This window comes from Pseudomonas sp. HMSC063H08, from assembly GCF_001813645.1.
GTDB lineage: Bacteria > Pseudomonadota > Gammaproteobacteria > Pseudomonadales > Pseudomonadaceae > Pseudomonas > Pseudomonas aeruginosa.
Map to the genome: position 1 here is coordinate 397 of NZ_KV813635.1, position 23,603 is coordinate 23,999.

A 23,603-nucleotide genomic window follows, 5' to 3' on the forward strand; every position below is an offset into this window, starting at 1 on the left:
ATCTCCGACCTCGAGTACAACTGGTACCTGCACACCGTGTGAGCATGGGCGGGCGGCTCCGGTCCGGCGCCGCCCGCCCGTTCTTCCGTCGAGGTTCCCACCCTTGCTGAAGGTAGACGGCGGCAAGCCTGCGGTTTCCGCCCGTCCGCCTTCCTTTGCTGTGCATTAGAAAAAGAAGAAATCGAGGCAAGCATACCCATGTCGAATCCTCCCCCCACCGCAGAACGAACCCAGCTTCGCAAGTCCCTCAAGTTGTGGCAGATCGTCATGATCGGGTTGGCCTACCTGACCCCGATGACCGTCTTCGACACCTTCGGCATCGTATCCGGGATTTCCCAGGGACACGTGCCCACCGCCTACCTGCTGGCCCTCGCCGGCGTGCTGTTCACCGCAATCAGCTACGGCAAGCTGGTCCGCCAGTTCCCCACCGCAGGCTCGGCCTATACCTACGCGCAACGGGCGATCAATCCCCATGTCGGCTTCATGGTCGGCTGGTCGTCGCTGCTGGACTACCTGTTCCTGCCGATGATCAACGCGCTGCTGGCGAAGATCTACCTGACCGCACTGTTCCCCGAGGTCGCGCCATGGGTCTGGGTGGTGATGTTCGTGCTGATCATGACCCTCATCAACATCAAGAGCGTGAACCTGGTCGCCAATTTCAACACCGTCTTCGTGCTGGTCCAGCTGGCGATCATCGTGGTCTTCATCGGCCTGGTGATCCATGGCCTGAACAACGGGGAGGGGACCGCCACGGTGCTCAGCACCCAGCCGTTCTTCTCCGAGCACGCGCATCTCTCGGCGATGGTGGCGGGGGCGACGATCCTCTGCTTTTCCTTCCTCGGTTTCGACGCGGTGACCACGCTGTCCGAGGAAACCCGCGACGCCGCCAAGGTGATCCCGCGAGCGATCTTCCTCACCGCGCTGTACGGCGGGGTGATCTTCATCACCGTGTCGTATTTCCTGCAGTCCTATTTCCCGACCAACGTACGCTTCAAGGAACCCGACGCGGCGTTGCCGGAAATCGCCCTGTACGTCGGCGGTAAGCTGTTCCAGTCGATCTTCCTCTGCGCCACCTTCATCAATACCCTGGCGTCTGGCCTGGCCTCCCAGGCCAGCGTGTCGCGCCTGCTGTACGTGATGGGGCGGGACAACGTGCTGCCGGAGCGGATCTTCGGCTTCGTCCATCCGAAATGGCGCACGCCGTCGATCAACGTGCTGATCGTGGGCATGGTGGCGCTTTCGGCGATCTCCTTCGACCTGGTGACGGCGACCGCGCTGATCAATTTCGGCGCCCTGGTGGCCTTCACCTTCGTCAATCTCTCGGTGATCGTGCATTTCTATGTGCGCGGCGGGCGCAACCGCAGCCTCAAGGAGCATTTCCACTACCTGGTCCTGCCGCTGCTCGGCGCGGCCATCGTCGCGGTGCTCTGGCTCAACCTGGAAAGCACCTCGCTGGTGATGGGGCTGATCTGGGCCGGGCTGGGCTTCGGCTACCTGTTCTACCTGACCCGCAGCTTCAGCCGTCCGCCGCCGCGCTTCCAGGAGAGCGAACTGAGCCCGACCCAGTGAGGCGAGCGGTGAATGGATTCAGCGAAAAAGTGAAGGAAAAAGTTTGGTAATCTTCACGAAATTTTCACGGTGACGGGTCAATCATGGACCCATGGCTAACGGACTAGCCCCCCATCTGAAGCCCGCCTCACGGCGGGCTTTGGCTATCTGCAGACAGCGAATTCCGCGTTTTCCCTCCTTTTCACAGGGGTTTCCGGCCTCCCGGCTGGCAATGCACCTGCGACGACATGTCCGAATCCAGACAGAATTGGACGCCCCCAAAAAGCGCAGACACGGCTAGAATCCACGCCGTCCCGATCCGGTTCGATGGCCGTGGCGGGGGAGCCCGGTATCCGCTGGTCGGTGTTTCCTGTGGTGCTGCGCGTCCTTCCCTAGACTACCCGGCTCGCTCGAACCATCCCTTCGCGGGGGCGGAACGGCACAGGGTCGTTCGGCATGGAAGCTGCCTGGGCCGGCCTTCGACACACCTATAAGAGTAGAAATCTGCATGACATACCCTGAACGTCCCCTGCTTCATCTGCTGACGCGTACCAGCCTGGTGGGCCAGATCATCGTCGGCCTGATCGCCGGCCTGCTGCTCGCCAGCTTCTTCCCGGCCGCCGCGCTCAAGGTCGGCTTCATCGGCAAGGTCTTCGTTTCCGCGCTGAAGGCCGTCGCGCCGGTACTGGTGTTCGTCCTGGTGATGGCATCCATCGCCAACCACAGGCAAGGCCAGCAGACCCATATCCGGCCGATCCTGCTGCTGTACCTGGTCGGCACCTTCAGCGCCGCGGTGGTGGCGGTGATCGCCAGCTTCGCCTTCCCCTCGAGCCTGGTGCTGGCCAGCCATCCGGGCGAGATGTCGCCTCCGGGCGGCATCGCCGAGGTGCTCCAGTCCCTGCTGCTGAGCGTGGTGGACAACCCGGTCAACGCCCTGATCTCGGCCAACTTCATCGGCATCCTGGCCTGGGCCATCGGCCTCGGCATCGCTTTCCGCCACGCCAGCGATACCACCCGCAACCTGCTCTCCGAGCTGTCCAACGGCGTCTCGCTGATCGTCAAGGTGGTGATCCGCTTCGCCCCGCTGGGCATCTTCGGCCTGGTCGCCTCGACCTTCGCCGAGTCCGGCGTCGAGGCCCTGAAAGGCTATGCCCACCTGCTGGTGGTGTTGCTCGGCTGCATGCTGTTCGTGGCCTTCGTGGTCAACCCGCTGATCGTGTTCCTGAAGATCCGCCGCAATCCCTATCCGCTGGTGCTGACCTGCCTGCGCGAAAGCGGCATGACCGCGTTCTTCACCCGCAGCTCGGCAGCCAATATCCCGGTCAACCTGCAGCTCTGCGAGCGCCTGGGCCTGCACGAAGACACCTATTCGGTGTCGATCCCGCTGGGCGCGACCATCAACATGGCCGGCGCAGCGATCACCATCACCGTGCTGACCCTGGCAGCGGTGCATACCCTGGGCATCGCCGTGGACGTACCGACCGCGATCCTGCTCAGCGTGGTGGCGTCGGTCTGCGCCTGCGGCGCATCCGGCGTGGCCGGCGGCTCGCTGCTGTTGATCCCGCTGGCCTGCAGCCTGTTCGGGATTCCCAGCGAGGTGGCGATGCAGGTGGTAGCGGTAGGCTTCATCATCGCGATTCTCCAGGACTCCGCGGAGACGGCGCTGAACTCCTCGACCGACGTGCTGTTCACCGCCGCCGCCTGCCTGGCGGAGGAGCGCAAGGCGAGCGCCGCCTGATTCGATCCCTGGATCACGGAAGAAACCGCCCTCGGGCGGTTTCTTCGTTTCGCTCCGGCGCGCTTTGACCTGTGCGCCGCGCTGCGGCCTAATGGTCGCCCGTCCTTCCCGAGTTGCCGCATGTCGTCTCCTTCCTTGCCCGACGCCAGTCTCCGCGCCAGCACCCTGCATCTGCCGGCCGGCCCCTGGAGCACCGTGCTCGATTGTCTCTGCGCGCGTTTCCCGGCCATCGACCGCGACACCTGGCTGGCGCGCATGCAGCGGGGCCGGGTGCTGGACGCCGAGGGGCGTGCGCTGGGCCCGCAGGCGGCGTATCGCGAAGGCCTGCGTGTGCACTACTTCCGCGAGTTGCCGGCGGAGGCGCCGATCCCTTTCGAGGCGCGCATCCTGTACCGCGACGAGCATCTGCTGGTGGCGGACAAGCCGCACTTCCTGCCGGTGATGCCGGCCGGCGGCTATGTCGAGCAGACGCTCCTGGCGCGGCTGGCCCGCAGCACCGGCAATCGCGACCTGGTGCCGCTGCATCGGATCGACCGGCATACCGCCGGGCTGGTGCTGTTCTCGACCAATCCCGGCAGCCGCGGGCGCTACCAGGCGCTGTTCCGCGAGCGGCGCATCGACAAGTACTACGAAGCGATCGCTCCGGCCTTGCCGCGACTGGACTTCCCGTTGCTGCGCAGGACCCGCCTGGTGCCCGGCGAGCCGTTCTTCCGCATGCGCGAAGGCGAGGGCGAGCCGAACAGCGAGACGCGCATCGAGGTCGCCGAGCGCAACGGCCGCTGGTGGCGCTACCGGCTGTATCCGGTGACCGGCAAGAAGCACCAGCTGCGCGTGCACCTCGCGGCACTCGGCGCGGGTATCCAGAACGACGGGTTCTATCCCGAGCTGCTGGACGCCGAGGACAGCCCCGACGATTACCGGCGGCCGCTCAAGCTGCTGGCCAGGGGGCTGCGCTTCGACGACCCGCTGAGCGGGGAGAGGCGTACGTTCGAATCCGGGCTGCGGCTCGATTGGCAGGTGTAGGCGACAGGCTCGCCAGCGGAATGCTGGCGTACGTCGCCGACCCGGAGCGCATGGCGCGTTTCTATGAGCAGGCGCTCGGCCTGGAGGGCTGCGCGGGCGAGTAGAAGAATCGCCCGCTGTGCGGCTGGACGCGCCCGCCGGAGCGGGCGCGCGTCGCTCAGGGACGCTTGTCCAGCTTGACCACCAGGCGCAGTTGCTCGACGCAACCGCGGCTCTGCTCGATCAGCTTGCCGAACTCGGCGCTGTTGATCTCGTCGTGGTTGAGCCAACTGGTCTTCTGCACTTCCCGGTAGCGATAGTGGTAGCCGCCGTCCTTGGCCGGTTCGGCCTGCAGGTCGATGTCGAACCAGGGGCTGCGGATCTCGCAACTGTGCGCCGGCTCGTCGGTCTTGCCGCCGGACAGGCTGATGTCGTAGGAGGTGATCTGCGGTTCGCCCAGGTACAGCTCGGCCAACTGGCCTTCGCTGCGGTACTTGGCGAACGCGTCCCACTGGCTGGCCAGGTCCTGGCGGTTGTAGAAATACTCTCCGCCGAGCCGGTCGAGGGCGCGGCGGTCGGTAAGCCTGGCACTGATCGTATAGCTGGGCGGCAGCACGAACTGGCTGTCGTCGCGCTCCAGCACGCAGTCGCTGCCTTCCTTGGCGAAGTTGCGGCACAGGTCCTGGTCGGTGCTCGTGCGGCCGCGCTGGCGATCGGCGACGCTGAGCTGCATCAGCGGCGCATTGGACAGCTCCACGCGCGACTCGACCCGGGCCTCGCCGTCATGGGTGTAATGCTCGCTGCGGGTCACGCGCAGGGTGTCGCCGGGCGCTTCCAGGGGAATCTCGTCGCGCCGCACCTTGCCGTCGGCGCCCAGCACCAGCGCCCAGCGCTGCTGGATGTCGGGCATGGTGCGGCCGGGAGCGAACACCGGGTTGGTCGGGTCCAGCCACCAGGTCTTGCCGTCCTCCTCGGCGCGGACGATGGCATGGTTCGGCGCGTACATGCCGGGCACCAGCAGGTCCCAGACCACGTCGCCGCGGCTGACCAGGGTCGGTTCGGCCTTGATCCCGGCGGCCTTGAGCATGGCGGCGAGGAGGATCGCCAGGTCCTTGCAGTCGCCGTAGCCATTGCGCTCGATCTCCGCCAGGGAGAAGGGCACGTAGCCGCGCTCGCTGGCGCGCCAGTCGCCCAGGTAGCGGTAGGTGTCGTTGATGTACTGCATCAGGCCGGCGACCTGCTCGCGGGCCGGCTTGCCCTTCACCGCGGCGACGGCCGCCGCGGCGCCCTTGGGCAGCTCCGCGGCGAGGATCTCGTTGTAGCGCGCGGCGAACGGGCCGAAGTTGTCCTGCAGGTCCAGCGAACTGCCCAGCTCCAGGCGCGGGGTATGGCGCAGGTAGGCGTTGCCGGCTTCGTTGATGTAGTTGGTGTATTGCGGCTTTTTCAGGCTGACCTTGAGGGTCTTCTTGTCGGCGCTCTGTTCGATGCGATAGGCGTCCATCAGCTCGCTGCGCACGAAGATCGGCCGCTCGGCCTTGAACTCGGCGACGAAGCGGTCGTCGCGCACCGGCATCGGCGGGCGGCTGAGGATGTAGTGGAACTGGGTGCTCAGCGGCTTGGCGGTGAAGTGCTCGCGCAGGGTGTAGCTGATGCGGGTGCCGACGCGCAGGTTGGGGAACGCCAGGGAGGTCTGGCGTTCGCGCAGGAAGCCCTGGTCCGGGTTCGGCGCGGTGCGCGTATCGATCTGCGACTGGTCCAGCGGCACCGGCTTGCCGCCGGGCTGGGTCAGCTCGGCCTTCTCCACGATCAGGCTATCGGTCTCCGCGTAGCTGCGATCGATGCGCGAGAGCATCTCGCGGCCGCTCGGCTTGAGGATGGTGAAGCTGTAGGTGCTCACGCAATCGGTGCTGTTGTCGGCGTTGAACTGGCAGCGGAACTCGGTTTCGCCGGCCAGCGGCGCCTCGGCGATCGGTTGCAGCGCGGCGAGGGCCGGGGTGGCGGCGCAGAAGACGCTGGCGGCGAGGAAGGAAGGGGAGAAGGGATGACGGGGCATCGGAGCCTCAGGATGAAACGTTTGAGCGGAACTCCCCGGCGTAGTCGGGCGCAAGGGGGCGCCGGGCGATAGCCGGGGAGATGGACCCTGAATGATAGGTTTTATCAATTCCGCATGTCGACCGGCGGGTCCGGTTATGTGCGGGATGTCGCCGTTGCGATCTTTTCGCCGGCTTCATTCGCCGGGCTTTGCCGTTCTGTGGCAGGCGCACGCCTGTTCCTGGCGCTCCGGAACCGGGTCGTAGCCGCCCGGGTGCCAGGGGTGGCAGCGCAGCAGCCGGCGCGCGCCGAGGTAGCCGCCTCGCAGCGCGCCATGTACGCGGATGGCTTCCAGGGTGTAGTGCGAGCAACTGGGGTAGAAGCGGCAGCGGGGACCGATCAGCGGGCTGATTGCGTACTGGTAGAAGCGGATCAGCCCGATCAGCAGGAACTTCATGGCGAGCCCTCGGCGGGGTTGCGGCGGCGAGCGGGCATTGTAGCGCCGTTGTCGGTCCTCAAGGAGCATTCTCCGCCGCGCAATAAAGGGTCCGCCCGTCGACGAGGCTGCGAGCAGTCGCCAGGCGGCCGCGCAGGCCGGGTTCTTCCGGCGCCAGCGTGCCCTCGCGCCAAGCGCCTCCGCGCAATGGAATCAGTGCCGAACGGCCGTAGCCCGGGCAGTACGCCTCGGCGTCGCCCTCCAGGTAGTCGACGCCGTCCAGGGTCAGCTCGCCGACATTCCAGCGCGCGCCGAGGTAGGCCTGGCGGAACGGCCCGTCGGCAAGAACGTAGAAGCCCCCGCGCACCTTGCTGGCCGCCGTGGTGAAGCCGATGGTGCGGCGCGGTTGCGGGATCACCAGCAGCGGTCGCCGTGGGTCGGCGAAGGCCTCCTGCAACTCGACCAGGCGCTGGCGGGTGGCGCCCATCTCGCGCCGGTAGCGCTCGCCGCGCGCCCGCGCGTCGTCGGGAAGTTCGCTCCAGGCCGGAGGCTGGTCGCGCAGCAGGTAGTCCAGCGGCCAGGTGCCGGCTATCGCGGCTTCCTTCCAGTCCGCGTCGTCGTCGCGCAGGTCCAGCAGCACTCCGGCCAGCGCGCCGATCTCGTAGGCTTCGCTGTCGACGCCGACGCCGATCTCGTTGGCATCGTAGAAGGCCAGCGCGTACTCCCGCAGCGCCTGTCGATAGCGTTGCGGGTCCTCGGCGAAATCGCTGCGGTAGCGCGCGGCGGCGGCCATCTCGATGTAGCGCGCGGTGCCTTCGCTGAGATCGACCTGCGCCGCCAGCCGGCTTTCCTCGGGAGCCGCTTCGCGCCAGCGGCGCAGCCAGCCCTGGGCGTCGCTCAGGTAGCTGTCGCGCTGCCCGGGCGTGCGCAGGGCCTGGAGCAGCGACTGGAACAGGGCATAGCGGTATTCCCGCGGGCGCGGGTCGAGCGTGGCCAGGTCGCCGCGATAGCCGCCGGGCTTGCGCAGGCCCGGCCAGTCTTCCTGGGCGTAGCGATGGAAGGCTTCGTGCGGGCCGATGGCGGCCAGCGTCTCGCTATTGCCGGTATTGCTCCGCAGGTGCGCGGCGCTGATCTGCAGCAGCACCGCCGGACGGCCCCGGTAATGCGGAAAGGCATAGCTCAGGTCGAGAGCCGGGTCGCTGTCGCCCGCCGCGGTGGTGCGCTGCGCGCGGCCTTCGGCATCGGCGACCCAGGTACTGCGGCCATCGCTGTAGAGGAAGGCCTTGTCGGCCATCCGCCAGCCGGGCCAGAGTCGTTCGCTGTGCTGGCCGACGGCATGGGCATAGGCCAGGTAGCGGCGGGCGAACGACTCGCTGTCCGTCGCCGCGGCGGGAAGGGACAGGGCAAGCAGGAGCAGGGGCAGGGCTCGGGTCATGGCGGGTACGGTTGCGCAAGGTCGGTCGGGGCGACGAAGGTATCCCGCCGCTTCCCGATTGACCGTCGCGGCCGCTGCCGCGTTCCCCTAGGCGGTGTTGCGCGCCCGCGCCAGGTCGCGCAGCGGCGGGGCGCCGAACAGCCGGCTGTACTCGCGGCTGAACTGCGACGGGCTTTCGTAGCCGACCCGGTAGCCGGCGGCGGCCACTTCCAGGCCCTCGCTGAAGATCAGCCGGCGTGCTTCCTGCAAGCGCAGCTGCTTCTGGTACTGCAACGGGCTCATCGCGGTCACGGCCTTGAAGCGGTGGTGCAGGGTCGAGGGGCTGAGGTTGACCACCTGGGCCAGTTGCTCGATGCGCAGCGGCTTGCCGTAGTTCTGGTTGATCCAGTCGATGGCGCGGGTGATGCGGTGGGCCTGGCTGTCGGCGATGGCGATCTCGTGCAGGCGCTGGCCCTGGCTGCTGCGCAGCAGCCGGTAGAAAATCTCGCGGAGGATCAGCGGCGCCAGCATCGGGATGTCGCGCGGGCTGTCCAGCAGATGGATCAGGCGCAGCACCGCATCCAGCAGGCTGGCGTCGATACGGTCGACGTAGAGGCCGCGGTCGCCGCGCCGGCTGGCCACTTCCATGGGCCCGGCGTCGGAGATCAACTGGGTGATTTCCGCCGGGTCGATATCCAGCCGGACGCAGAGGTAGGGCGCGTCCGGCGAGGCGTCGATCACCTGGCCGGCCAGCGGCAGGGTGACCGAGACCACCAGGTAGTGCAACGGATCGTAGATATAGCGTTCCTCGGCCAACTGCACCTCCTTGCGGCCCTGGGCGATGATGCACAGGGCAGGTTTGTGCATGCCGCGCGCCGGCAGGGTGGGGCCGTCGGCGCGGATCAGGGCGAGGGGTTCGACGGCGGTGCCGTAGATACCGTCGCGGGGGCAATGCCTGAGCAGCGACTGCGCCAGTTCGCTCTGGCGCTGGCGCAATTCGGCGGGGAGATCGACGGAAAGAAGCGGGGTGTTTTCGCTCATGCGGGGACTCGCGGGGGAAACCTTCCCAAGACTAGCGCGCGTCGCGGCGACAGGCATCCATCGCGCTGCGCGATGGCAGGATCAGGCAAGCATTCGCCAGGAACAGGCAAGCCAGCTCGTTTCACCGGGCGCAAGCGGATGAGAAAAAACCGGAACGCGGCAGTTTCAGGCAAGAACCCGACAGTATCCGTCTACCGATTCCCCGCGCCGTCCCCCTAATCTGGCTGGCATGGCGGAATCTCCGTCATGCCGATGGGAAATACCTGCAGGGGGACACACCTATGTCAAATCAACAGGCCAGACTGTCATCGGGCGGCGTGCCGCCGGAGCGCGCGCCGGGCGCCTCCCGTTCGCGGTCGCGCGACGGCGCTCTGGTCCCCGACACGCCTTCCCGTTCGCCTGCCGGCCCCGCCGCGGGCGGCACGCTGGCGCGGACCCATCCCGGCAACTGGTAATCGGAGGCAGGGCACATGCGTCACCCTTACACCCCACAGCGGCCGGCCGGCGTCTCGGCGCCGCCGGCCCTTCCACTCCTGGTGCCGCTTGCGCAGCGGCGAATCCATGTCGAGGAGGCAGAGAGCATGCCAGCGTTCAATCGGGCCAGTCACCTGGTCAGCATTCGCGCCCGCAGCGGCCAGTCGCACCGCCTCGGCCTGCGCCTGCAAGAGCTGGCGCAGGCGGGCCAGGCCGCGCCCGGTTGCCTGCGCTACGAACTGCGCCAGGCGGACGGGGACGCCGACCTGTGGCTGTTGCACAGCGAGTGGAGCGATGAAGCTGCCATGCAGGCGTACCTGTCCGGCGACGCCCAGCGGGTCTTCGCCGAGGTGCTCTGGCAAGCGCTGGCGGCGACCCTGGACGTGCAGGAGCGGCCGTTCTGAAACCGGGCGGGCGGATGACGCGGCGCGGCGTCCGCCTGTCCCCCTTGTTCTGGCGTCTCAGCGATCCGGCGCGACCGGCGACTGGTCCGCTCGTTCGTCTTCGACGTCGCGATGTCGCTCGAAGGCGGTCGCCGGCGAGCCATCGGCATTGACCTGCAACACCGCGCGCGGACGGCCGTCCTCGCCAATGAATACCTGGCCGATCCCGGCGCTGTTCCACAGGCGCTCGCCGGCCTGGCTGTGCTGCGGAACGCGCGGGCGGATTTCCAGGCTGCGCCGCTGGGTCAGCCAGTTCAGTGGCGACCAGGGCGCATAGAGCCAGCGGTTGAGGCGGTCGAACCAGTCCAGCAGGCGTCGCGGGAATTCGTTCTTGATCCCGCTGCTGGTGATCTGCCAGAGCCGGGGCCCGCGCTCGCGGTGGCGAATCCGGATGTCGTAGACGAAGGAGTAATGCACGTCGCCGGAAAGGATCAGGTAGTTACCCGGCGTGCGCGAGTGGCGGAAGATATTCATCATCACCGAGGCCGCGCCGCGATGGGCCATCCAGTTTTCCGCATCGACCAGCAGCGGCTGGCCGATCCAGCTGAAGAGCTTCTGCACGCCCTCGATCAGCTTGACCCCGAACATCGGCGCCGGCGACACGATGATCGCCGCCTTTTCGCCGAGCAGGTCCTGCTGGAGTTCACTCAGCGCCTCCCAATCCATCAGCCCGGAGGGCCGGCCCAGGTTGCGCTCGCTGCGCCAGCGGCGGGTGCGCGTGTCGAGGACGATCAGGGTCGGGCTGCCAGGCAACCGGTAGTGCCAGTGCTGGAAGTCGAGCAGGGCATCGAGCAGGCGGTCCTGCTCGGCGCAGGGCAGCCGGCCGTCTGCCGCGGCGCCCTCCATCAGGGCCGCGACCGGCGCCAGCCATTCGCCGCAATGCTGCGGGTCGTTGCCCCAGCCCTGGCAGAGCAGGTAGGCGAGCAGGGCGTTGCCGATGATCCGCCGGGAGAACGGATGGCCGTAGGCGGTCAGCTCCCAGCGCGCGGAAAGGTTCCAGTCGTCGGTGATGTCGTGGTCGTCGAAGATCATCAGCGACGAGATATGCGCCAGTGCCCGCGCCACGCCGGGCAGGCCATCGCGGAAGGCTTCGATGTGCCGGCGCTCGTCGGCGAAGCGCTGCGCGTGCCGCGCATCCAGCCCCGGCGGCGGTTCCAGCCTGACCAGGCGCCAGGGCGCCGGCGACCAGACCAGCAGGTACATCGCCAGCACCTCGGCCAGGCCGACCAGATGGTTGTGGGCGTTGGCCGAGGTGAAGATCGGCTTCTTCACCCCGCCGAAGAAGCGCTCGCGCAGGGCTTCGTTGGACTTGAAGGCGGGCAGCAGGTCCTCGCGCCGGTAGTAGGTGGCCGGGTGTGCGTAGAGCGCCTCGCTGTCGTCCACCAGCGCGCCTTCCAGGTGTTCGCCGTACAGGCCGAGGCGGCGGATCAGCCCATGGATGGCCACCAGCATCGGCCCGGCGACGTCGTCGGCGTAGACCTGGTCGCCGCTCATCATCAGCAACGCCGGGCGGCTTTCGGCCTGCAGCAGGTTTTCCTCCAGCAGCCGGTCGACCTGCAGCAGGCCATCGGCCGCCGGGTGATGCGGCTTGCGGCAGGAGCCGTGGAGCAACTGGTCGAGACGTGGCTTGAGCACCAGGCTGGCGCGCTGGCGACCGGGGTAGAGCAGATGCGGCGCCCATTCGGCGATTCCCGCGGGCTCCCGGCCGTCGGCGGCCAGACGCAGGTCGTAGTCGACCAGGCGGGCGCAGGGCAACGGCGGGTCGAGCGCGACATCCAGCAGGTGCAGCCAGGCATGGGTGCCGATGCGGATGGCCGAGTGGGTTCCTTCCGCGAGGCGGATCCGACGCTCCGCCTCGCCTTCGCTGGCGAGGATCAGTTCGATGGTCGTCGGGCATGACGTGGCCAGCCAGAACACCAGGCGCTCGGGCTCTGCGCGGCGCAGCAGGGGGCCGGCCAGGACCAGGGGCAGGGTGTCGTTGGGCGGGGTGTCGTTGGGGAGCGAGGCGGACATTGGTGCGGGCGCTGTCGACGCGGCGAAACAAGCTGACGAGTATGCCGCTTTCCGCGGCTCGCGGCGTTGCCATTTCGTAAGGAATGACGACAGTCGTCGGCGGACGACGATCTTCTAATGCCAAAAAGTTAAGTACACCTTAATTAATATTCTTTTTTGCGTTCTGGCTTCTGCGGCATATTGCCTTCCGCGCAGGCCCCGGCGGCCTGCCATCGCTGTTTGCGGGAGGGACACGTGCAATCCGACGTCGGCGCCGCCTCCCGCCGATCAAGGTTTCGCCTGCCACCCCGACGCCCGGTGGCGCAGGCCCGTAGCACGAGAGTGCGGAATGGGCATGGATCAGACACGCAATCGCCTCGTCGGCCTGATGTTCCAGAACGATTATTCCTGGCTGAGCGGGCGCCTGCGGCGCTACCTCGGCTGCCCCCACAGCGCCGAGGACATCGCCTCGGAAACCTTCCTCAAGGTCCTCGCCCTGCCGGACCCGGCAAGCATCCGCGAGCCGCGCGCGCTGCTCACCACCATCGCCCGCCGGTTGATGTACGACGGCTGGCGGCGCCAGGACCTGGAACGCGCCTACCTGGAAAGCCTGGCCGGGCTTCCGGAGGCCCTCGCGCCGTCCGCCGAGGAGCAGGCCCAGGTGGTGGAAACCCTGCTGCGCCTGGAGCGCATGCTCGCCGGGCTGTCGCCGAAGGCCCGCGCCGCCTTCATCCATAGCCAGATCGGCGGACTGACCTACGTGGAGATCGCCGGCTTGCTGGAGGTTTCCGTCAGCCGCATCCACCAGTACATGGTCGAGGGCTTCAAGCAGTGCTACCAGGTGCTTGCCGAATGAGCCAGGGAAGGCGCGAACGCATCCTCGACGAAGCGGCGCAGTGGATGGCGCTGCTGCAATCCGGCCATGCCGGCGCCGAGGAGCGCCTGGCGTTCCAGCAGTGGCGCCAGGCCGACGCCGAGCACGGTGCGGTGTTCGACCGGCTCAGCCTGGGCTTGCAGTCGTTTCGCGACGAGCCCTTGCACGGCTTGCGCGCCGAGCAATTGATCGGCGCGCTCGAGGCGCCGTCCGCCCGTCGCCGGTTTCTCCAGCGCAGCCTCGGCCTGGCGGCGTTCGGCGTGGCGACGCTGGCGCTGGGGCGGATCGGCATCGTCGGCTTCCCCTGGCCCGGCGACCTGTATACCGGCACCGGACAACGCCAGAGCTTCCGCCTGGAGGATGGCAGCCAACTGGTGCTGGACGCGCGCAGCCGGGTACGCCCCGAATTCGATGGCTACCGGCGTCGCCTGCGCTTACGCGAGGGCCGCCTGCTGGTTGACGTGGCACGGGATCCGGCGCGGCCGTTCGTCGTCGACACCGGGCGTGGCCAGGTCGAGGCGCAGGGAACCCGCTTCCAGGTCAGCGATGACGGCGCCAGCTCGCGAGTGGTGGTGCTCGAGTCGCGGGTGCGGATCACCACTGCCGACGGACGGCAATGCCTGCTGGAGCGCGGCCAGAGCGCGCGTTTCGACGCCTCGGCGATTCTCGCCCGAGGTCCTGCCGAAGGCGGCGAGAGCGCCTGGCTGGATGGCCGGCTGGAGGTCCGCGACCGTCCGCTGGGGGAGGTACTGGAGGCGTTGCGCGCCTATCGCCGCGGCATCGTCAGCGTCGCCGACGACGCGGCGGCGCTGCGCGTCAGTGGTATCTACCCGCTGGACGACAGCGGCGTGGCGCTGGCATTGCTGGAGCAGAGCCTGCCGATCCGGATCGACTACCACGGGCCCTACTGGGTCAGCATCGCCAGCCGCTGAGGCGCGCGCCCGGCGGCGAGCCGGGCGGCGCGACGCTTCAGAACGGTTTGGTCGGCAGGTACTTGCCGTCGAGGGTGATCACCGCCCGCGAGCCGCCTTCCGGGTCCTCGACCTTCTTGATGTCCAGCTTGAAGTTGATCGCGCTGATGATGCCGTCGCCGAACTGTTCGTGGACCAGTGCCTTCAGGGTGCTGCCGTAGACTTGCAGCATCTCGTAGAAGCGATAGATGGTCGGGTCGCTGGGAATGCCGCCGGGAATGCTGCCGCGCAGCGGGATGCTTTGCAGCAGGAGCACCGCGTCGTCGTCCAGGCCGAGTTGGGCGGCGATCTTGCGCGCCGCCGTCTCTGGCAGGGCATGCTGGCCGAGCAGGGCGGCGGTGACGAAGGTCAGGGCGAAACCGGTGCCGTCGGCCAGATCCTGCCAGGACAGGCCCAGGCGGGCCTTGTTCAGGACCACGGTCTCGGCCAGTTGCTGGCGCGCGTTGGGGGACACTTGGCTGTGTTGCATGGGATGACTCTCCTTGCGGGTGGTTGTGAGGGAAGGGATTCAGGCGACCGCCTGCCCGGGTGCGCCGCCTACCGCGCGCACTTCGGGATGCTCGGCGAGGGAGACGAAGCGCCGGCTGGCGCCGTCGAGGGCGTCGATGCGGCCGCTTTCGATGTCGTAGACCCAGCCGTGCAGGTTCAGCCGACCCTGTTCCAGGGCGCGGGCGACGCAGGGGTGGGTGCGCAGGTTGGCCAGTTGGGCGATCACGTTGTGCTGCACCAGGGCGTCCAGCCGCGCCGCCTCGGAGGCGTGTTCGTGGGCGCTGTTCATCGCCCGTGCGGCCTCGGCGTGGTGCAACCAGCCGGCCACCGCCGGCAGCTGGTCGAGACAGGCGCAGGACGCGATGGCGCCCATCGCGCCGCAGTCCGAGTGGCTGCAGACCACGATGTCGCCGACCCCGAGCACCGCCACCGCGTATTCCACCGAGGCGCTGACCCCGCCGGGCTGCGGCCCGTAGCCGGGGACGATGTTGCCGGCATTGCGGATCACGAAGAGTTCGCCGGGCTCGCGCTGGGTCAGCAGCTCGGGGACCACCCGGCTGTCCGAGCAGGCGATGAACAGCGCCTTGGGGGCTTGCCGGGTGGCCAGGGACTTGAACAGTTGCGAGCGCGCCGGGTAGGCGTCGCGCTGGAAGCGGAGAAAGCCGTCGATGATGTCACGCATGGCGCTGGGCTCCTGGCCGTCGAATGGTGGGGCCAGGATGCGCGGATTGAGCCATAGGGTCCAAGACCGGTTTATTATTCCAATCATTGGTCTGGCCTATAGTTGGATGTTTCCATGCTGCTTCGCCACCTGCGCTACCTGCTCGCTGTCGCCGAGCATCGCAACTTCACCCGCGCCGCCGAGGCGCTGCACGTTTCGCAGCCGACCCTGTCGCAGCAGGTGCGGCAACTGGAAGAGCAACTGCGCGTGCAATTGCTCGACCGCTCCGGCAGGAGCGTGCGTCCCACCGATGCCGGCGAGCTGTACCTGCTTCATGCGCGGCGTGCCTTGCGCGAGCTGGAAGCGGCGCAACGGGCGATCCATGAGGTGCGCGACCTCAGTCGCGGCCGCCTGCGCCTGGGCATGACGCCGACCTTCACCTGCTATCTAGTGGGCGCCCTGGTGGATCCGTTCAATCAGCGCTATCCGGGCATCGAGTTGAGCCTCGAGGAGTTGCCCCAGGACGCCCTGGAGGCGGCGCTGATCGACGATCGCCTGGACCTTGGCGTGGCCTTCAGCGAGCCGGGTTCAGTGGAGATCGACAGCCAGCCGCTCTACCTGGAGCGCCTGGGCCTGGTGCTGGGGGCGGAACACCCGGCGGCGGACGCGCCGCTGGCCGCCGCAGCGCTGGCGGAGTTGCCGTTGGCGTTGTTGCGCGACGACTTCGCCACGCGCCGGCACATCGACGCTTACCTGCGCCAGCAAGGGGTGACGGCGCGGGTGGCGCTGGAGGCGAACTCGATCAGCGCCATCGTCGACGTGGTTCGCCGCGGACGGCTGGCCAGCATCCTGCCGGAGGCGGTGGCGCGCCAGCAGGCCGGGTTGCGCTGCGTGGCGCTGCGGCCGGCGCTGCCGACCCGCCAGGTAGCGCTGTTCTGGCGCCAGGGCAGCCATCCCGGCGCCGCGCGCCTGGCCTTCCAGGCCCTGGCGCTGGAACTCGGCGCCGAGCTGGGCGACGCCTGAGCGGGATCAGCCGCGACTCGGCTGCAACGCCGCGGACTCCTCGCGGCGCAGGCGCAGGGCCAGGGCGGCGCCGCACAGGGCGAGCAGGGCGCTGAGCGCGGTCACCCATTCGATGCCGCGCGCCTGGCTGGCCAGCAGGCTGGCGGCATCGGCGCCGCGCACCTGGGCGTTGGCCAGCGCCACCAGCAGGGCCAGGCCGAGCGCGCCGCCAATCTGCTGGGTCATCGAGGCCATCCCCGAGGCGACGCCCTGTTCGGCGGGATCGACGCCGCTGGCGGCGCTGACCCACATGGCGGTCCAGGTCATGCCCTGGCCGACGCTGAGGATCACGATGGCCGGCAGCAGCGCCAGGAAGCCGCGCCCCAGCGGCAGGCACGCTGCCAGCAGGCCGAGCCCGAGTGCGCCCAGCAGCAGGCCGGCGACCAGCGTCGCGCGTGCCCCGTGGCGGGCCAGCAGGCGCTCGGCGACGCGGATACCGAGGGTACAGAGCAGAGTCGCCGGGAGGAACGCCAGGCCGGTCTGCAACACGCTGTAGCCGTACACCGACTGGAAGTAGATGGCCAGGAAGTAGTACTGCACGCCGTAGCTGCTCATGAAGATCGCGGTCAGCAGCATCGCCACCTGCAGGTTGCGGTTGCCCAGCAGGCGCAGCGGCATCAGCGGGTCGCGGCTGTAGTGTTCGATGGCGAGGAACGCCAGCAGCAGCGGGACGGAAAGGTAAAGTCCGAAACGTACCGAGGGCGCATCCCAGCCCGACTCGGGACCCTGGACCAGGGCGAAGACCAGCAGGGTGGCGCCGGCGGTGACCGTCAGCGCGCCGGCCAGGTCGAAGCGCCGTCCGCGCTGGCGCCGGGCGTCGGCCGGGATCAGGCGCAGGGCGAGCAGCGCCGCGGCGCCGGCCAGCGGCACGTTGACCAGGAAGATCGAGGCCCAGCCGAACAGCTCGGTGAGCGCGCCGCCGAGCGCCGAACCGAGGGCCAGGCCGAACGCCGAGGCGATGCTCCAGATCGCCAGGGCACGATTGCGCGCCGGGCCCTCGGCGAAGTGATTGCCGATCAGCGCCAGGGTCGCCGGGAACAGCAGCGCGCCACCCAGGCCCTGCACGGCGCGGGCGAGGATCAACGGCAACTCGCTCTGGGCCAGGCCGCCCGCGAGGGAGGCGAGGGCGTACAGGCTTTGCCCGAGGACGTACATGCGGCGCCGGCCGAGCAGGTCGGTGGCGCGCCCGCCGAGCAGGAGGAAGCCGCCGAAGGCCACCGTATAGGCGCTCACCACCCATTGCAGGCGTTGCGCCGAAAAATCCAGCGCCCGGCTGATTTCCGGCAGGGCGACGAACACGATGGTGGCGTCGAGGGCGATGATCAGTTGCGCGCAGGCGAGCAGGGCGAGCATCCAGTTGGAAGGGGCGGCACGGTCCGTCACGGCGGGACTCCTGGTCTGGGTTGGGCGCGGCCAGTGTTTCTCATGCTGGAATCGTGATAAATAGCCTCTCCGTCCTTTCACTGATGAAAATAATCATCGATGAGATCGCCATGGACCTGAATGCCGTCAAGTTGCTCGCCCGCGTGGCCGAGACCCGTAGCTTCACCCAGGCCGCCGTTTCCCTCGGTCTGACCCAGTCCGGCCTGTCGCGCGCCATCGGCCGGCTGGAAGCCGAACTCGGCGTGCGTCTGCTGCACCGCACCACCCGCAGCGTCAGCCTGACCCCGGACGGCCAGCTGTTCTACGAGCGCTGCGCACCCTTGCTGGCGGAGCTGGAGGAAGTCGAGAAGTTGCTGGTAGACCGCCAGTGCGCGCCGAGCGGTCCGCTGAAGATCACCACCCCGCAGGCGCTCGGGCGGATCGTGATCATGCCGGCGCTGCGCGAACTGACCCGGCGCTACCCGCAGTTGCAGATCGAGGCGGCGATGACCGACCGCCTGGTCGACCTCACCGAGGAAGGCTTCGACGCCGCCGTGCGTCTCGGTCGGGTCGGCGACGTGCGCCTGATCGCCCGGCCGCTGGCGGCGTTGCGTTGGGTCACGGTGGCGTCGCCGGAATACCTGCGCAGTCACGGCACGCCGGAGCGCCTGGAGCAACTCGCCGGGCATAACTGCCCGACGGTGCGCGACCTGCACACCGGCAAGCTGCTGGAATGGCAGTTCCAGCGCGAAGGCCAGCCGCTGAGCCTGGCGGTGCGCGGCGACCTGGTGCTGGACGTGGCCGACGCGCTGGTCGACGCGGCGCTGGTCGGCCAGGGCATCGTCCAGGTGATGGGCTTCATGGCCGAGGAGGCGATCCGCCGGCATCGACTGGTACGCATCCTCCAGCCCTTCGAACCGCCGCTGTGCCCGGTGTCGCTGATCTACCCGCCGTCGCGGCAGTGCTCGCTGAAGATCGGCGCGCTCTACGAGGAACTGAAGAGCGCGCACTGGTGCGGGGCGCTGACGTACTGACCCGAGGGCGGCAGGGCGGATAACGCCGTGTTCGGACCGGCGGATAGCCGCAAGCGGCTATTCGCCCTACGCGGGGCAAGGCCGGTAGCGGAGCTGGGGAAGATTGTCGGGTGGGGCGAATGACGCCGGAGGCGTTATCCGCCGCTATGCCTATTCGCCCGCGCTTATAAGCTCAGAACAAAGCGTTCCAAGCCTGCTCTGCAAATCTCCCGCGCTCATCGCTCATCCCCTGGAAACCATGCTTTCGGGGGGAACCGAACGATGCCGCACCATGCTCCATCCACACGCCTGCCTTCCAGCCTGGCCCTGGCCGCGCTGCTCGCGGCGGCCTACGCCGCGCCGCCGGAGGCACGTGCGGAGACGCCCGCGCCCGCCGCCAAGGCGCTCACCTTCGACGTCGCCGCCGGCCCGCTGGACCAGGTGCTGCTAGGCATCTCGCGGCAGAGCGGCTTGCTGATCTCCTTCGAGCAGGCGTTGGTGCGCGGCCGGCAGGCGCCGGCGGTGCGCGGTCCGCTGAGTGTCGACCAGGCCCTGGAACAGGCCCTGCGCGGTAGCGGCCTGCAGTTCCGCCGTTCCGAGCGCGGCGCGGTGATTTCCGCCGCGCCGCTGCGCGCGGCCGTACCGGCGGCGCAGGTGCAGCCGCTGGCGGCGAACGCGGAGCAGACCCTGGAGCGGGTGGTGGTGACCGGCTCGCGGATTCCCCGCGCCCAGCAGGAAGGGCCGTCGCCGGTCACGGTGATCAGCAGCGAGGAAATCCAGAACCGTGGCTACCGCAACGTCTTCGAGGCCTTGCAGACGCAGACCCAGAACACCGGCATGACCCAGGGCGAGGACTACGGCAACACCTGGCAACCGGCGGCTAACGCCCTCAACCTGCGCGATCTCGGCCCCAACCACACGCTGGTGCTGATCAACGGCCGGCGCGTCGCCGACTACCCGACCGCCTATGGCGGCTCGGTGAACTTCACCAACCTGGCGAACATCCCGGCGGTCATGATCGACCGCATCGAGATCCTCAGCGGCGGCGCCTCGGCGATCTACGGCTCGGATGCCATCGCCGGGGTGGTCAATATCGTCCTGAAGAAGAAATTCGATGGCGTCGACGTCAACCTGCGCGCCGGCACCACCGAGCGCGGCGGCGGCGACAACCAGCGCCTGCAACTGGTCGGCGGCGGTGCGACGGGCGACTTCGAAGGCCTGTTCGGCCTGCAGGTCGAGCAGCGCCAGCCGGTCTGGGCCAACCAGCGCGGTTTCATGGACAGCTACCCGGACGGCAACAACGTCGGTTACCGGCTGAACCCGCAGAGCGGACGCTACCTCGGCGACGCCTCCTGCGCCGGCCTCGGCGGCCTGTTCGGCGGCAACGTGGCGCCGGTGCCGGGCGCCAGGGGTGGCTATCGCTGCATGACCGACCAGTACTACAACAACTACTGGACCCTGCAGACCAAGAAGGAAAACTACGACGGCTACGCCGGCGGCACCTGGCACCTGAGCGACAGCGGCAAGCTGTTCGCCGACCTGCTGTTCGGCTTCGACCACCTGCAGAACAATACCCGCGGACCGTCCTTCACCTCGCCGGACTTCATCAATGCCTCCAGCGGCGACCTGGAGCGCTGGTACCGGCTGTTCTCGCCCGAGGAGATCGGCGGCAAGAGCAGCAACAACAGCAAGTGGCGCGAGGTGTCCTGGACCGGCACCCTCGGCTACAGCGACCGCGTCGCCAATACTTCCTGGGAATACGAACTGGCCGCAACCCGCTCCGAGTACCGCAGCGACCGCACTACCCGCTACACCCCGGCGGCCGGGATCCTCGACCTGTACCTGGGCCGCAAGCTCGGCGAACGCGACGGCTACCCGGTCTACGATCCCGATCCGGCGCGCCTCGGACGTCCGCTGAGCGAGGAAGAGTGGCGCAGCCTGCGGCGCAACGTGACCCAGCACAGCGAGTCCTACTCGCAGACCTACAGCTTCACCGGCAACGGCGAGCTGTTCGACCTGCCGGCCGGCCCGGTGGCCTTCGCCGGCGTGCTGGAGGTGGGCAAGCAGGGCTACAGGATCCGTCCCGACTCGCAATACAACGACGGCTCTCTCTACAACGTCTCCAAGGCCAGCAGCTCCGGCGGCTCGCGCGACCGTTACGCCGCCGGCGGCGAATTCAGCATCCCGCTGCACGACACGCTGCTGGCGTCCGCCGCCGGCCGCTGGGACCAGTACAGGTTCAGCGGTCGCACCGAGGAGCAGACCACCTACAACCTGGGGCTGGAGTGGCGCCCGCTGACCAGCCTGCTGCTACGCGGCAGCTACGGCACCAGCTTCCGCGCGCCGGACCTGAACTACATCTACCAGGCCGACGCCAACGGCTACTACCCGGCGCAGAAGGACTACTACGGTTGCGAGAAAGGCGTCGACGGCGCCTGCAAGAACGGCCGGGTCGACTACGTGCAGAGCGGCACGCCCGACCTGAAGTCCGAGCGCGGGCGCTACTGGAGCTACGGCTTCGTCTGGTCGCCGTCGAGCAGGTTCGACTTTTCCGCCGACTACTACCACATCCAGATCGACGACCTGCTGACCACCCTCGATCCGGACAAACTGCTGCGCGACGAGGCGGCCTGCCGCAGCGGCGGGCTCGATCCGGACTCGGCGCAGTGCCGCGACACCCTGGCGCGGGTCGAACGCAACGCCGGCGACGCCAGCGTCGACCCGAATCGCCTGAACAAGGTCTACGTCAATGCCATCAACGCGGCCAAGGAGCGCACCAGCGGCATCGACCTGCGCAGCAACATCCGCTGGGGCGCCGGTGACTACGGCGCCTTCTCCTCGACCCTCGGCTACACCCTGGTGTTGTCCCACGACTACAAGCAGTCCGACGACTACCCCAGCGAGAACCAGCGCGACAGCCTCGACTCCCACGACTGGCGCAGCAAACTCAACGCCAGCCTGACCTGGGACTACGCACAGTTCACCTCGACGCTCTTCGCGGTGCGCTACGGCAGCGTTACCAACGCCGCTGGCAGCGGGCGCCTGAGCCCGTGGACGGTGTTCAACGCCAGCGCCCGCTACCGGCTCAACGAACGCGCCAGCGTCGGCCTGACGGTGAACAACCTGCTCGACCAGATCAAGGAGGACGACTCCGATGGCTGGCCGTACTATCCCACCGGCAACTACGACGCCATGGGCCGCCAATGGTGGCTGGACTTCAGCTATCACTTCGGTGGTTGAGCCATGCCCGGACGCATCCTGGTCTTCGCCTGCTGCCTGCTCGCCAGCCTGGCCCGCAGCGAACCGCGCCATGCCATCACGCTCTACGACGAGTCGGCGAAATACCCGCCGGGTTTCCAGCACTTCGACTTCGTCGACCCGCAGGCGCCCAAGGGCGGCAGCCTACGGCGGATGGAAAGCGGCAGCTTCGACACGCTGAACCCCTTCGCCAACCGCGGCACGCCGATCAGCATGACCCAGGCCGCGCTGATCTACGAAACCCTCGGCTTCCAGTCACTGGACGAGCCGTTCACCGAATACGGCTACCTGGCGCGCTACATCGAGAAAGCCCCGGACAACAGCTGGGTGCGTTTCCATATCGATCCGCGGGCGCGCTTCAGCGACGGCGTGGCGGTCACCGCCGAGGACGTGAAGTTTTCCTTCGACAGCCTGGTCGAGCAGGGCAGCCCGTTCTGGCGCGCCTACTACAAGGAGGTCCTCGAGCCGGTGGTGGAGGACCGCCTGCGCATCCGCTTCGACTTCCGTCATGCCGGCAACCGCGAACTGCCGCTGGTGCTGGCCCAGCTCTACGTGCTGCCCAGGCATTGGTGGCAGGGACGCGACTTCAACCGCAGCAGCATGCAGCCGCCGCTGGGCAGCGGACCTTACCGGCTGGAGAAGGCCGAGGCGGGGCGTTCGGTGAGCTACCGGCGCAACCCCGACTGGTGGGCTCGCGACCTGCCGGTCGGGCGTGGCCTGTACAACTTCGAGCGGATCCGTTTCGACTACTACCGCGACAGCGGCGTGGCCTTGCAGGCGTTCAAGGCCGGGCAGGCCGACATCAATGTCGAGACCAGCGTCAAGGCCTGGAGCAGCGGCTACGACTCGCCGGCCCTGCGCGATGGCCGGTTGCGCCAGGAGAGCTTTCCCTACCCGTACCCGGCCAGCCTCCAGGGCCTGGTGTTCAACCTGCGCCGGCCGCTGTTCGAGGACCGCCGGGTACGCCAGGCGCTGAGCCTGTTGTTCGACTTCGAATGGACCAACCGGCAGCTCTTCGGCGGTCGCTACAAGCGCCTGCGCAGCTATTTCGACAACTCGGAGATGGCCGCTCGCGGCCTGCCCGGCGCCGACGAACTGGCCTTGCTGGAGCCGCTGCGTGGGCAGATCCCCGAGGAGGTCTTCGGCCAGGCCTACGCTCCGCCGGTGAACGACGGCAGCGGCGATATCCATGAGCGCCTGGTGCAGGCCTACCGCCTGCTCGGCGAGGCCGGCTGGCATGCCGTCGACGGACGCCTGCTGGATACCGCCGGACGGCCGCTGCGCTTCGAACTCCTGCTCCAGGGCAAGGGCCTGGAGCGCGCGCTGCTGCCGTTCCAGCGCAACCTGGCGCGGATCGGCATCGATATGCGCCTGCGCCAGGTGGACGCTTCGCAATACATCGAGCGCATACGTGCGCGGGACTACGACATGATCGTTTCGAGCTTCTCCCAGTCCAATTCGCCGGGCAATGAGCAGTACAGCTTCTGGCATTCCTCCAGCTACGCCGATCCCGGCGGCTACAACCGCATCGGCCTGAAGGACCCGGCCATCGACCGGCTGGTGCAGGCGGTGGTCGAGGCCGACTCGCGGGCCGCCCTGGAAACCGCCGTGCGCGCCCTCGACCGGGTGCTGCAATGGGGCTACTACCTGATCCCGACCTGGTATTCCGACGAGGTCTGGATCGCCAGCTGGAATCGCTTCGGCCGACCGCCGCAGGCGCCGCGCTACAGCCTGGGGCTGAACACCTGGTGGGAAGTCCGCGAGCGGGCCGTGCCGAGCCGGGAGGCGCAGTGA

General features: G+C 68.3%; 18 protein-coding genes. 10 read left to right on the forward strand and 8 right to left on the reverse strand.

The genetic code is table 11. The features are described from left to right. Positions 1-198: 198 nt before the first annotated feature. The 3 genes from HMPREF2924_RS32825 to HMPREF2924_RS32835 all read left to right on the forward strand — a co-directional run bounded on the left by HMPREF2924_RS32825 (position 199) and on the right by HMPREF2924_RS32835 (position 4,309). Positions 199-1,569: an APC family permease gene (locus tag HMPREF2924_RS32825; RefSeq protein WP_003088677.1), complete on the forward strand. Its 1,371-nt coding sequence runs from the start codon at positions 199-201 to the stop codon at positions 1,567-1,569. Between the two features lie 487 nt (positions 1,570-2,056). After that, entirely contained in the window at positions 2,057-3,286 is a 1,230-nt protein-coding gene (gene sstT / locus HMPREF2924_RS32830) for a serine/threonine transporter SstT (protein ID WP_003088680.1), read from the forward strand. A gap of 120 nt (positions 3,287-3,406) precedes the next feature. Continuing rightward, complete coding sequence (locus HMPREF2924_RS32835; protein WP_003111649.1) at positions 3,407-4,309, forward strand: RluA family pseudouridine synthase; 903 nt, start codon at positions 3,407-3,409, stop codon at positions 4,307-4,309. Between the two features lie 157 nt (positions 4,310-4,466). Here HMPREF2924_RS32835 and HMPREF2924_RS32840 read toward each other — a convergent pair whose 3' ends face one another. From HMPREF2924_RS32840 to cmrA, 4 genes are all read right to left on the reverse strand, one after another. Beyond that, positions 4,467-6,341, reverse strand: coding sequence for a DUF3857 domain-containing transglutaminase family protein (locus HMPREF2924_RS32840; protein WP_023124842.1), 1,875 nt, complete (start codon positions 6,339-6,341; stop codon positions 4,467-4,469). A 174-nt stretch (positions 6,342-6,515) separates the two neighbouring features. Further along, positions 6,516-6,776, reverse strand: coding sequence for a membrane protein insertion efficiency factor YidD (gene yidD / locus HMPREF2924_RS32845; protein ID WP_003088692.1), 261 nt, complete (start codon positions 6,774-6,776; stop codon positions 6,516-6,518). Between the two features lie 58 nt (positions 6,777-6,834). Next, a complete protein-coding gene (locus HMPREF2924_RS32850) occupies positions 6,835-8,190 on the reverse strand; it encodes a hypothetical protein (RefSeq protein WP_023094757.1) in 1,356 nt (451 codons plus the stop codon). 87 nt (positions 8,191-8,277) lie between these two features. Beyond that, positions 8,278-9,210, reverse strand: coding sequence for an AraC family transcriptional regulator CmrA (gene cmrA / locus HMPREF2924_RS32855; RefSeq protein WP_023094756.1), 933 nt, complete (start codon positions 9,208-9,210; stop codon positions 8,278-8,280). A gap of 581 nt (positions 9,211-9,791) precedes the next feature. Between cmrA and HMPREF2924_RS32860 the strand changes: the two genes are divergently transcribed. Then, positions 9,792-10,088 (forward strand): antibiotic biosynthesis monooxygenase family protein, encoded by a 297-nt coding sequence (locus HMPREF2924_RS32860; protein WP_003088696.1) that lies wholly within the window; start codon positions 9,792-9,794, stop codon positions 10,086-10,088. A gap of 57 nt (positions 10,089-10,145) precedes the next feature. Here the strand turns inward: HMPREF2924_RS32860 and HMPREF2924_RS32865 are convergent, their stop codons facing one another. After that, positions 10,146-12,140 (reverse strand): alkaline phosphatase D family protein, encoded by a 1,995-nt coding sequence (locus HMPREF2924_RS32865; protein ID WP_023094755.1) that lies wholly within the window; start codon positions 12,138-12,140, stop codon positions 10,146-10,148. A gap of 328 nt (positions 12,141-12,468) precedes the next feature. On the opposite strand from HMPREF2924_RS32865, the gene HMPREF2924_RS32870 reads away from it, so the two are divergent. Next, the gene (locus HMPREF2924_RS32870; RefSeq protein ID WP_003088700.1) at positions 12,469-12,975 is read left to right on the forward strand and encodes a sigma-70 family RNA polymerase sigma factor; all 507 of its coding nucleotides are present in this window, start codon (positions 12,469-12,471) and stop codon (positions 12,973-12,975) included. Beyond that, positions 12,972-13,925, forward strand: a complete 954-nt coding sequence (locus HMPREF2924_RS32875; protein ID WP_003128727.1) for a FecR family protein — start codon at positions 12,972-12,974, stop codon at positions 13,923-13,925. Before HMPREF2924_RS32870 ends, HMPREF2924_RS32875 begins: the two co-directional genes overlap by 4 nt. Before the next feature lie 37 nt (positions 13,926-13,962). Here HMPREF2924_RS32875 and cynS read toward each other — a convergent pair whose 3' ends face one another. Further along, positions 13,963-14,433 carry a cyanase gene (cynS, locus tag HMPREF2924_RS32880; protein WP_003128725.1) on the reverse strand — a complete coding sequence of 157 codons (471 nt, stop codon included), beginning with the start codon at positions 14,431-14,433 and terminating at the stop codon, positions 13,963-13,965. A gap of 39 nt (positions 14,434-14,472) precedes the next feature. Further along, positions 14,473-15,135, reverse strand: a complete 663-nt coding sequence (cynT, locus tag HMPREF2924_RS32885) for a carbonic anhydrase CynT (protein ID WP_003128723.1) — start codon at positions 15,133-15,135, stop codon at positions 14,473-14,475. A gap of 114 nt (positions 15,136-15,249) precedes the next feature. On the opposite strand from cynT, the gene cynR reads away from it, so the two are divergent. After that, complete coding sequence (gene cynR, locus HMPREF2924_RS32890) at positions 15,250-16,137, forward strand: transcriptional regulator CynR (protein ID WP_003114874.1); 888 nt, start codon at positions 15,250-15,252, stop codon at positions 16,135-16,137. A gap of 6 nt (positions 16,138-16,143) precedes the next feature. Here cynR and HMPREF2924_RS32895 read toward each other — a convergent pair whose 3' ends face one another. Beyond that, positions 16,144-17,529, reverse strand: coding sequence for an MFS transporter (locus HMPREF2924_RS32895; protein WP_044069207.1), 1,386 nt, complete (start codon positions 17,527-17,529; stop codon positions 16,144-16,146). Positions 17,530-17,669: 140 nt separating this feature from the next. Here HMPREF2924_RS32895 and HMPREF2924_RS32900 point away from each other — a divergent pair, with 140 nt between their 5' ends. The 3 genes from HMPREF2924_RS32900 to HMPREF2924_RS32910 all read left to right on the forward strand — a co-directional run bounded on the left by HMPREF2924_RS32900 (position 17,670) and on the right by HMPREF2924_RS32910 (position 23,603). Next, on the forward strand, positions 17,670-18,572 hold the full coding sequence (locus tag HMPREF2924_RS32900) for a LysR family transcriptional regulator (RefSeq protein WP_023094754.1): 903 nt from the start codon (positions 17,670-17,672) through the stop codon (positions 18,570-18,572). Positions 18,573-18,833: 261 nt separating this feature from the next. Continuing rightward, the gene (locus HMPREF2924_RS32905; RefSeq protein ID WP_023094753.1) at positions 18,834-21,791 is read left to right on the forward strand and encodes a TonB-dependent receptor; all 2,958 of its coding nucleotides are present in this window, start codon (positions 18,834-18,836) and stop codon (positions 21,789-21,791) included. 3 nt (positions 21,792-21,794) lie between these two features. Continuing rightward, complete coding sequence (locus tag HMPREF2924_RS32910; RefSeq protein ID WP_003088727.1) at positions 21,795-23,603, forward strand: extracellular solute-binding protein; 1,809 nt, start codon at positions 21,795-21,797, stop codon at positions 23,601-23,603.

Coding starts and splice junctions, on each gene's coding strand:
- yidD (WP_003088692.1), bottom strand. CDS start 6,776: ATGAAGTTCCTGCTGATCGGGCTGATCCGCTTCTACCAGTACGCAATC.
- cynS (WP_003128725.1), bottom strand. CDS start 14,433: ATGCAACACAGCCAAGTGTCCCCCAACGCGCGCCAGCAACTGGCCGAG.
- HMPREF2924_RS32835 (WP_003111649.1), top strand. CDS start 3,407: ATGTCGTCTCCTTCCTTGCCCGACGCCAGTCTCCGCGCCAGCACCCTG.
- cmrA (WP_023094756.1), bottom strand. CDS start 9,210: ATGAGCGAAAACACCCCGCTTCTTTCCGTCGATCTCCCCGCCGAATTG.
- sstT (WP_003088680.1), top strand. CDS start 2,057: ATGACATACCCTGAACGTCCCCTGCTTCATCTGCTGACGCGTACCAGC.
- cynR (WP_003114874.1), top strand. CDS start 15,250: ATGCTGCTTCGCCACCTGCGCTACCTGCTCGCTGTCGCCGAGCATCGC.
- cynT (WP_003128723.1), bottom strand. CDS start 15,135: ATGCGTGACATCATCGACGGCTTTCTCCGCTTCCAGCGCGACGCCTAC.
- HMPREF2924_RS32825 (WP_003088677.1), top strand. CDS start 199: ATGTCGAATCCTCCCCCCACCGCAGAACGAACCCAGCTTCGCAAGTCC.
- HMPREF2924_RS32850 (WP_023094757.1), bottom strand. CDS start 8,190: ATGACCCGAGCCCTGCCCCTGCTCCTGCTTGCCCTGTCCCTTCCCGCC.
- HMPREF2924_RS32905 (WP_023094753.1), top strand. CDS start 18,834: ATGCCGCACCATGCTCCATCCACACGCCTGCCTTCCAGCCTGGCCCTG.
- HMPREF2924_RS32860 (WP_003088696.1), top strand. CDS start 9,792: ATGCCAGCGTTCAATCGGGCCAGTCACCTGGTCAGCATTCGCGCCCGC.
- HMPREF2924_RS32875 (WP_003128727.1), top strand. CDS start 12,972: ATGAGCCAGGGAAGGCGCGAACGCATCCTCGACGAAGCGGCGCAGTGG.
- HMPREF2924_RS32895 (WP_044069207.1), bottom strand. CDS start 17,529: ATGCTCGCCCTGCTCGCCTGCGCGCAACTGATCATCGCCCTCGACGCC.
- HMPREF2924_RS32865 (WP_023094755.1), bottom strand. CDS start 12,140: ATGTCCGCCTCGCTCCCCAACGACACCCCGCCCAACGACACCCTGCCC.
- HMPREF2924_RS32840 (WP_023124842.1), bottom strand. CDS start 6,341: ATGCCCCGTCATCCCTTCTCCCCTTCCTTCCTCGCCGCCAGCGTCTTC.
- HMPREF2924_RS32910 (WP_003088727.1), top strand. CDS start 21,795: ATGCCCGGACGCATCCTGGTCTTCGCCTGCTGCCTGCTCGCCAGCCTG.
- HMPREF2924_RS32900 (WP_023094754.1), top strand. CDS start 17,670: ATGGACCTGAATGCCGTCAAGTTGCTCGCCCGCGTGGCCGAGACCCGT.
- HMPREF2924_RS32870 (WP_003088700.1), top strand. CDS start 12,469: ATGGGCATGGATCAGACACGCAATCGCCTCGTCGGCCTGATGTTCCAG.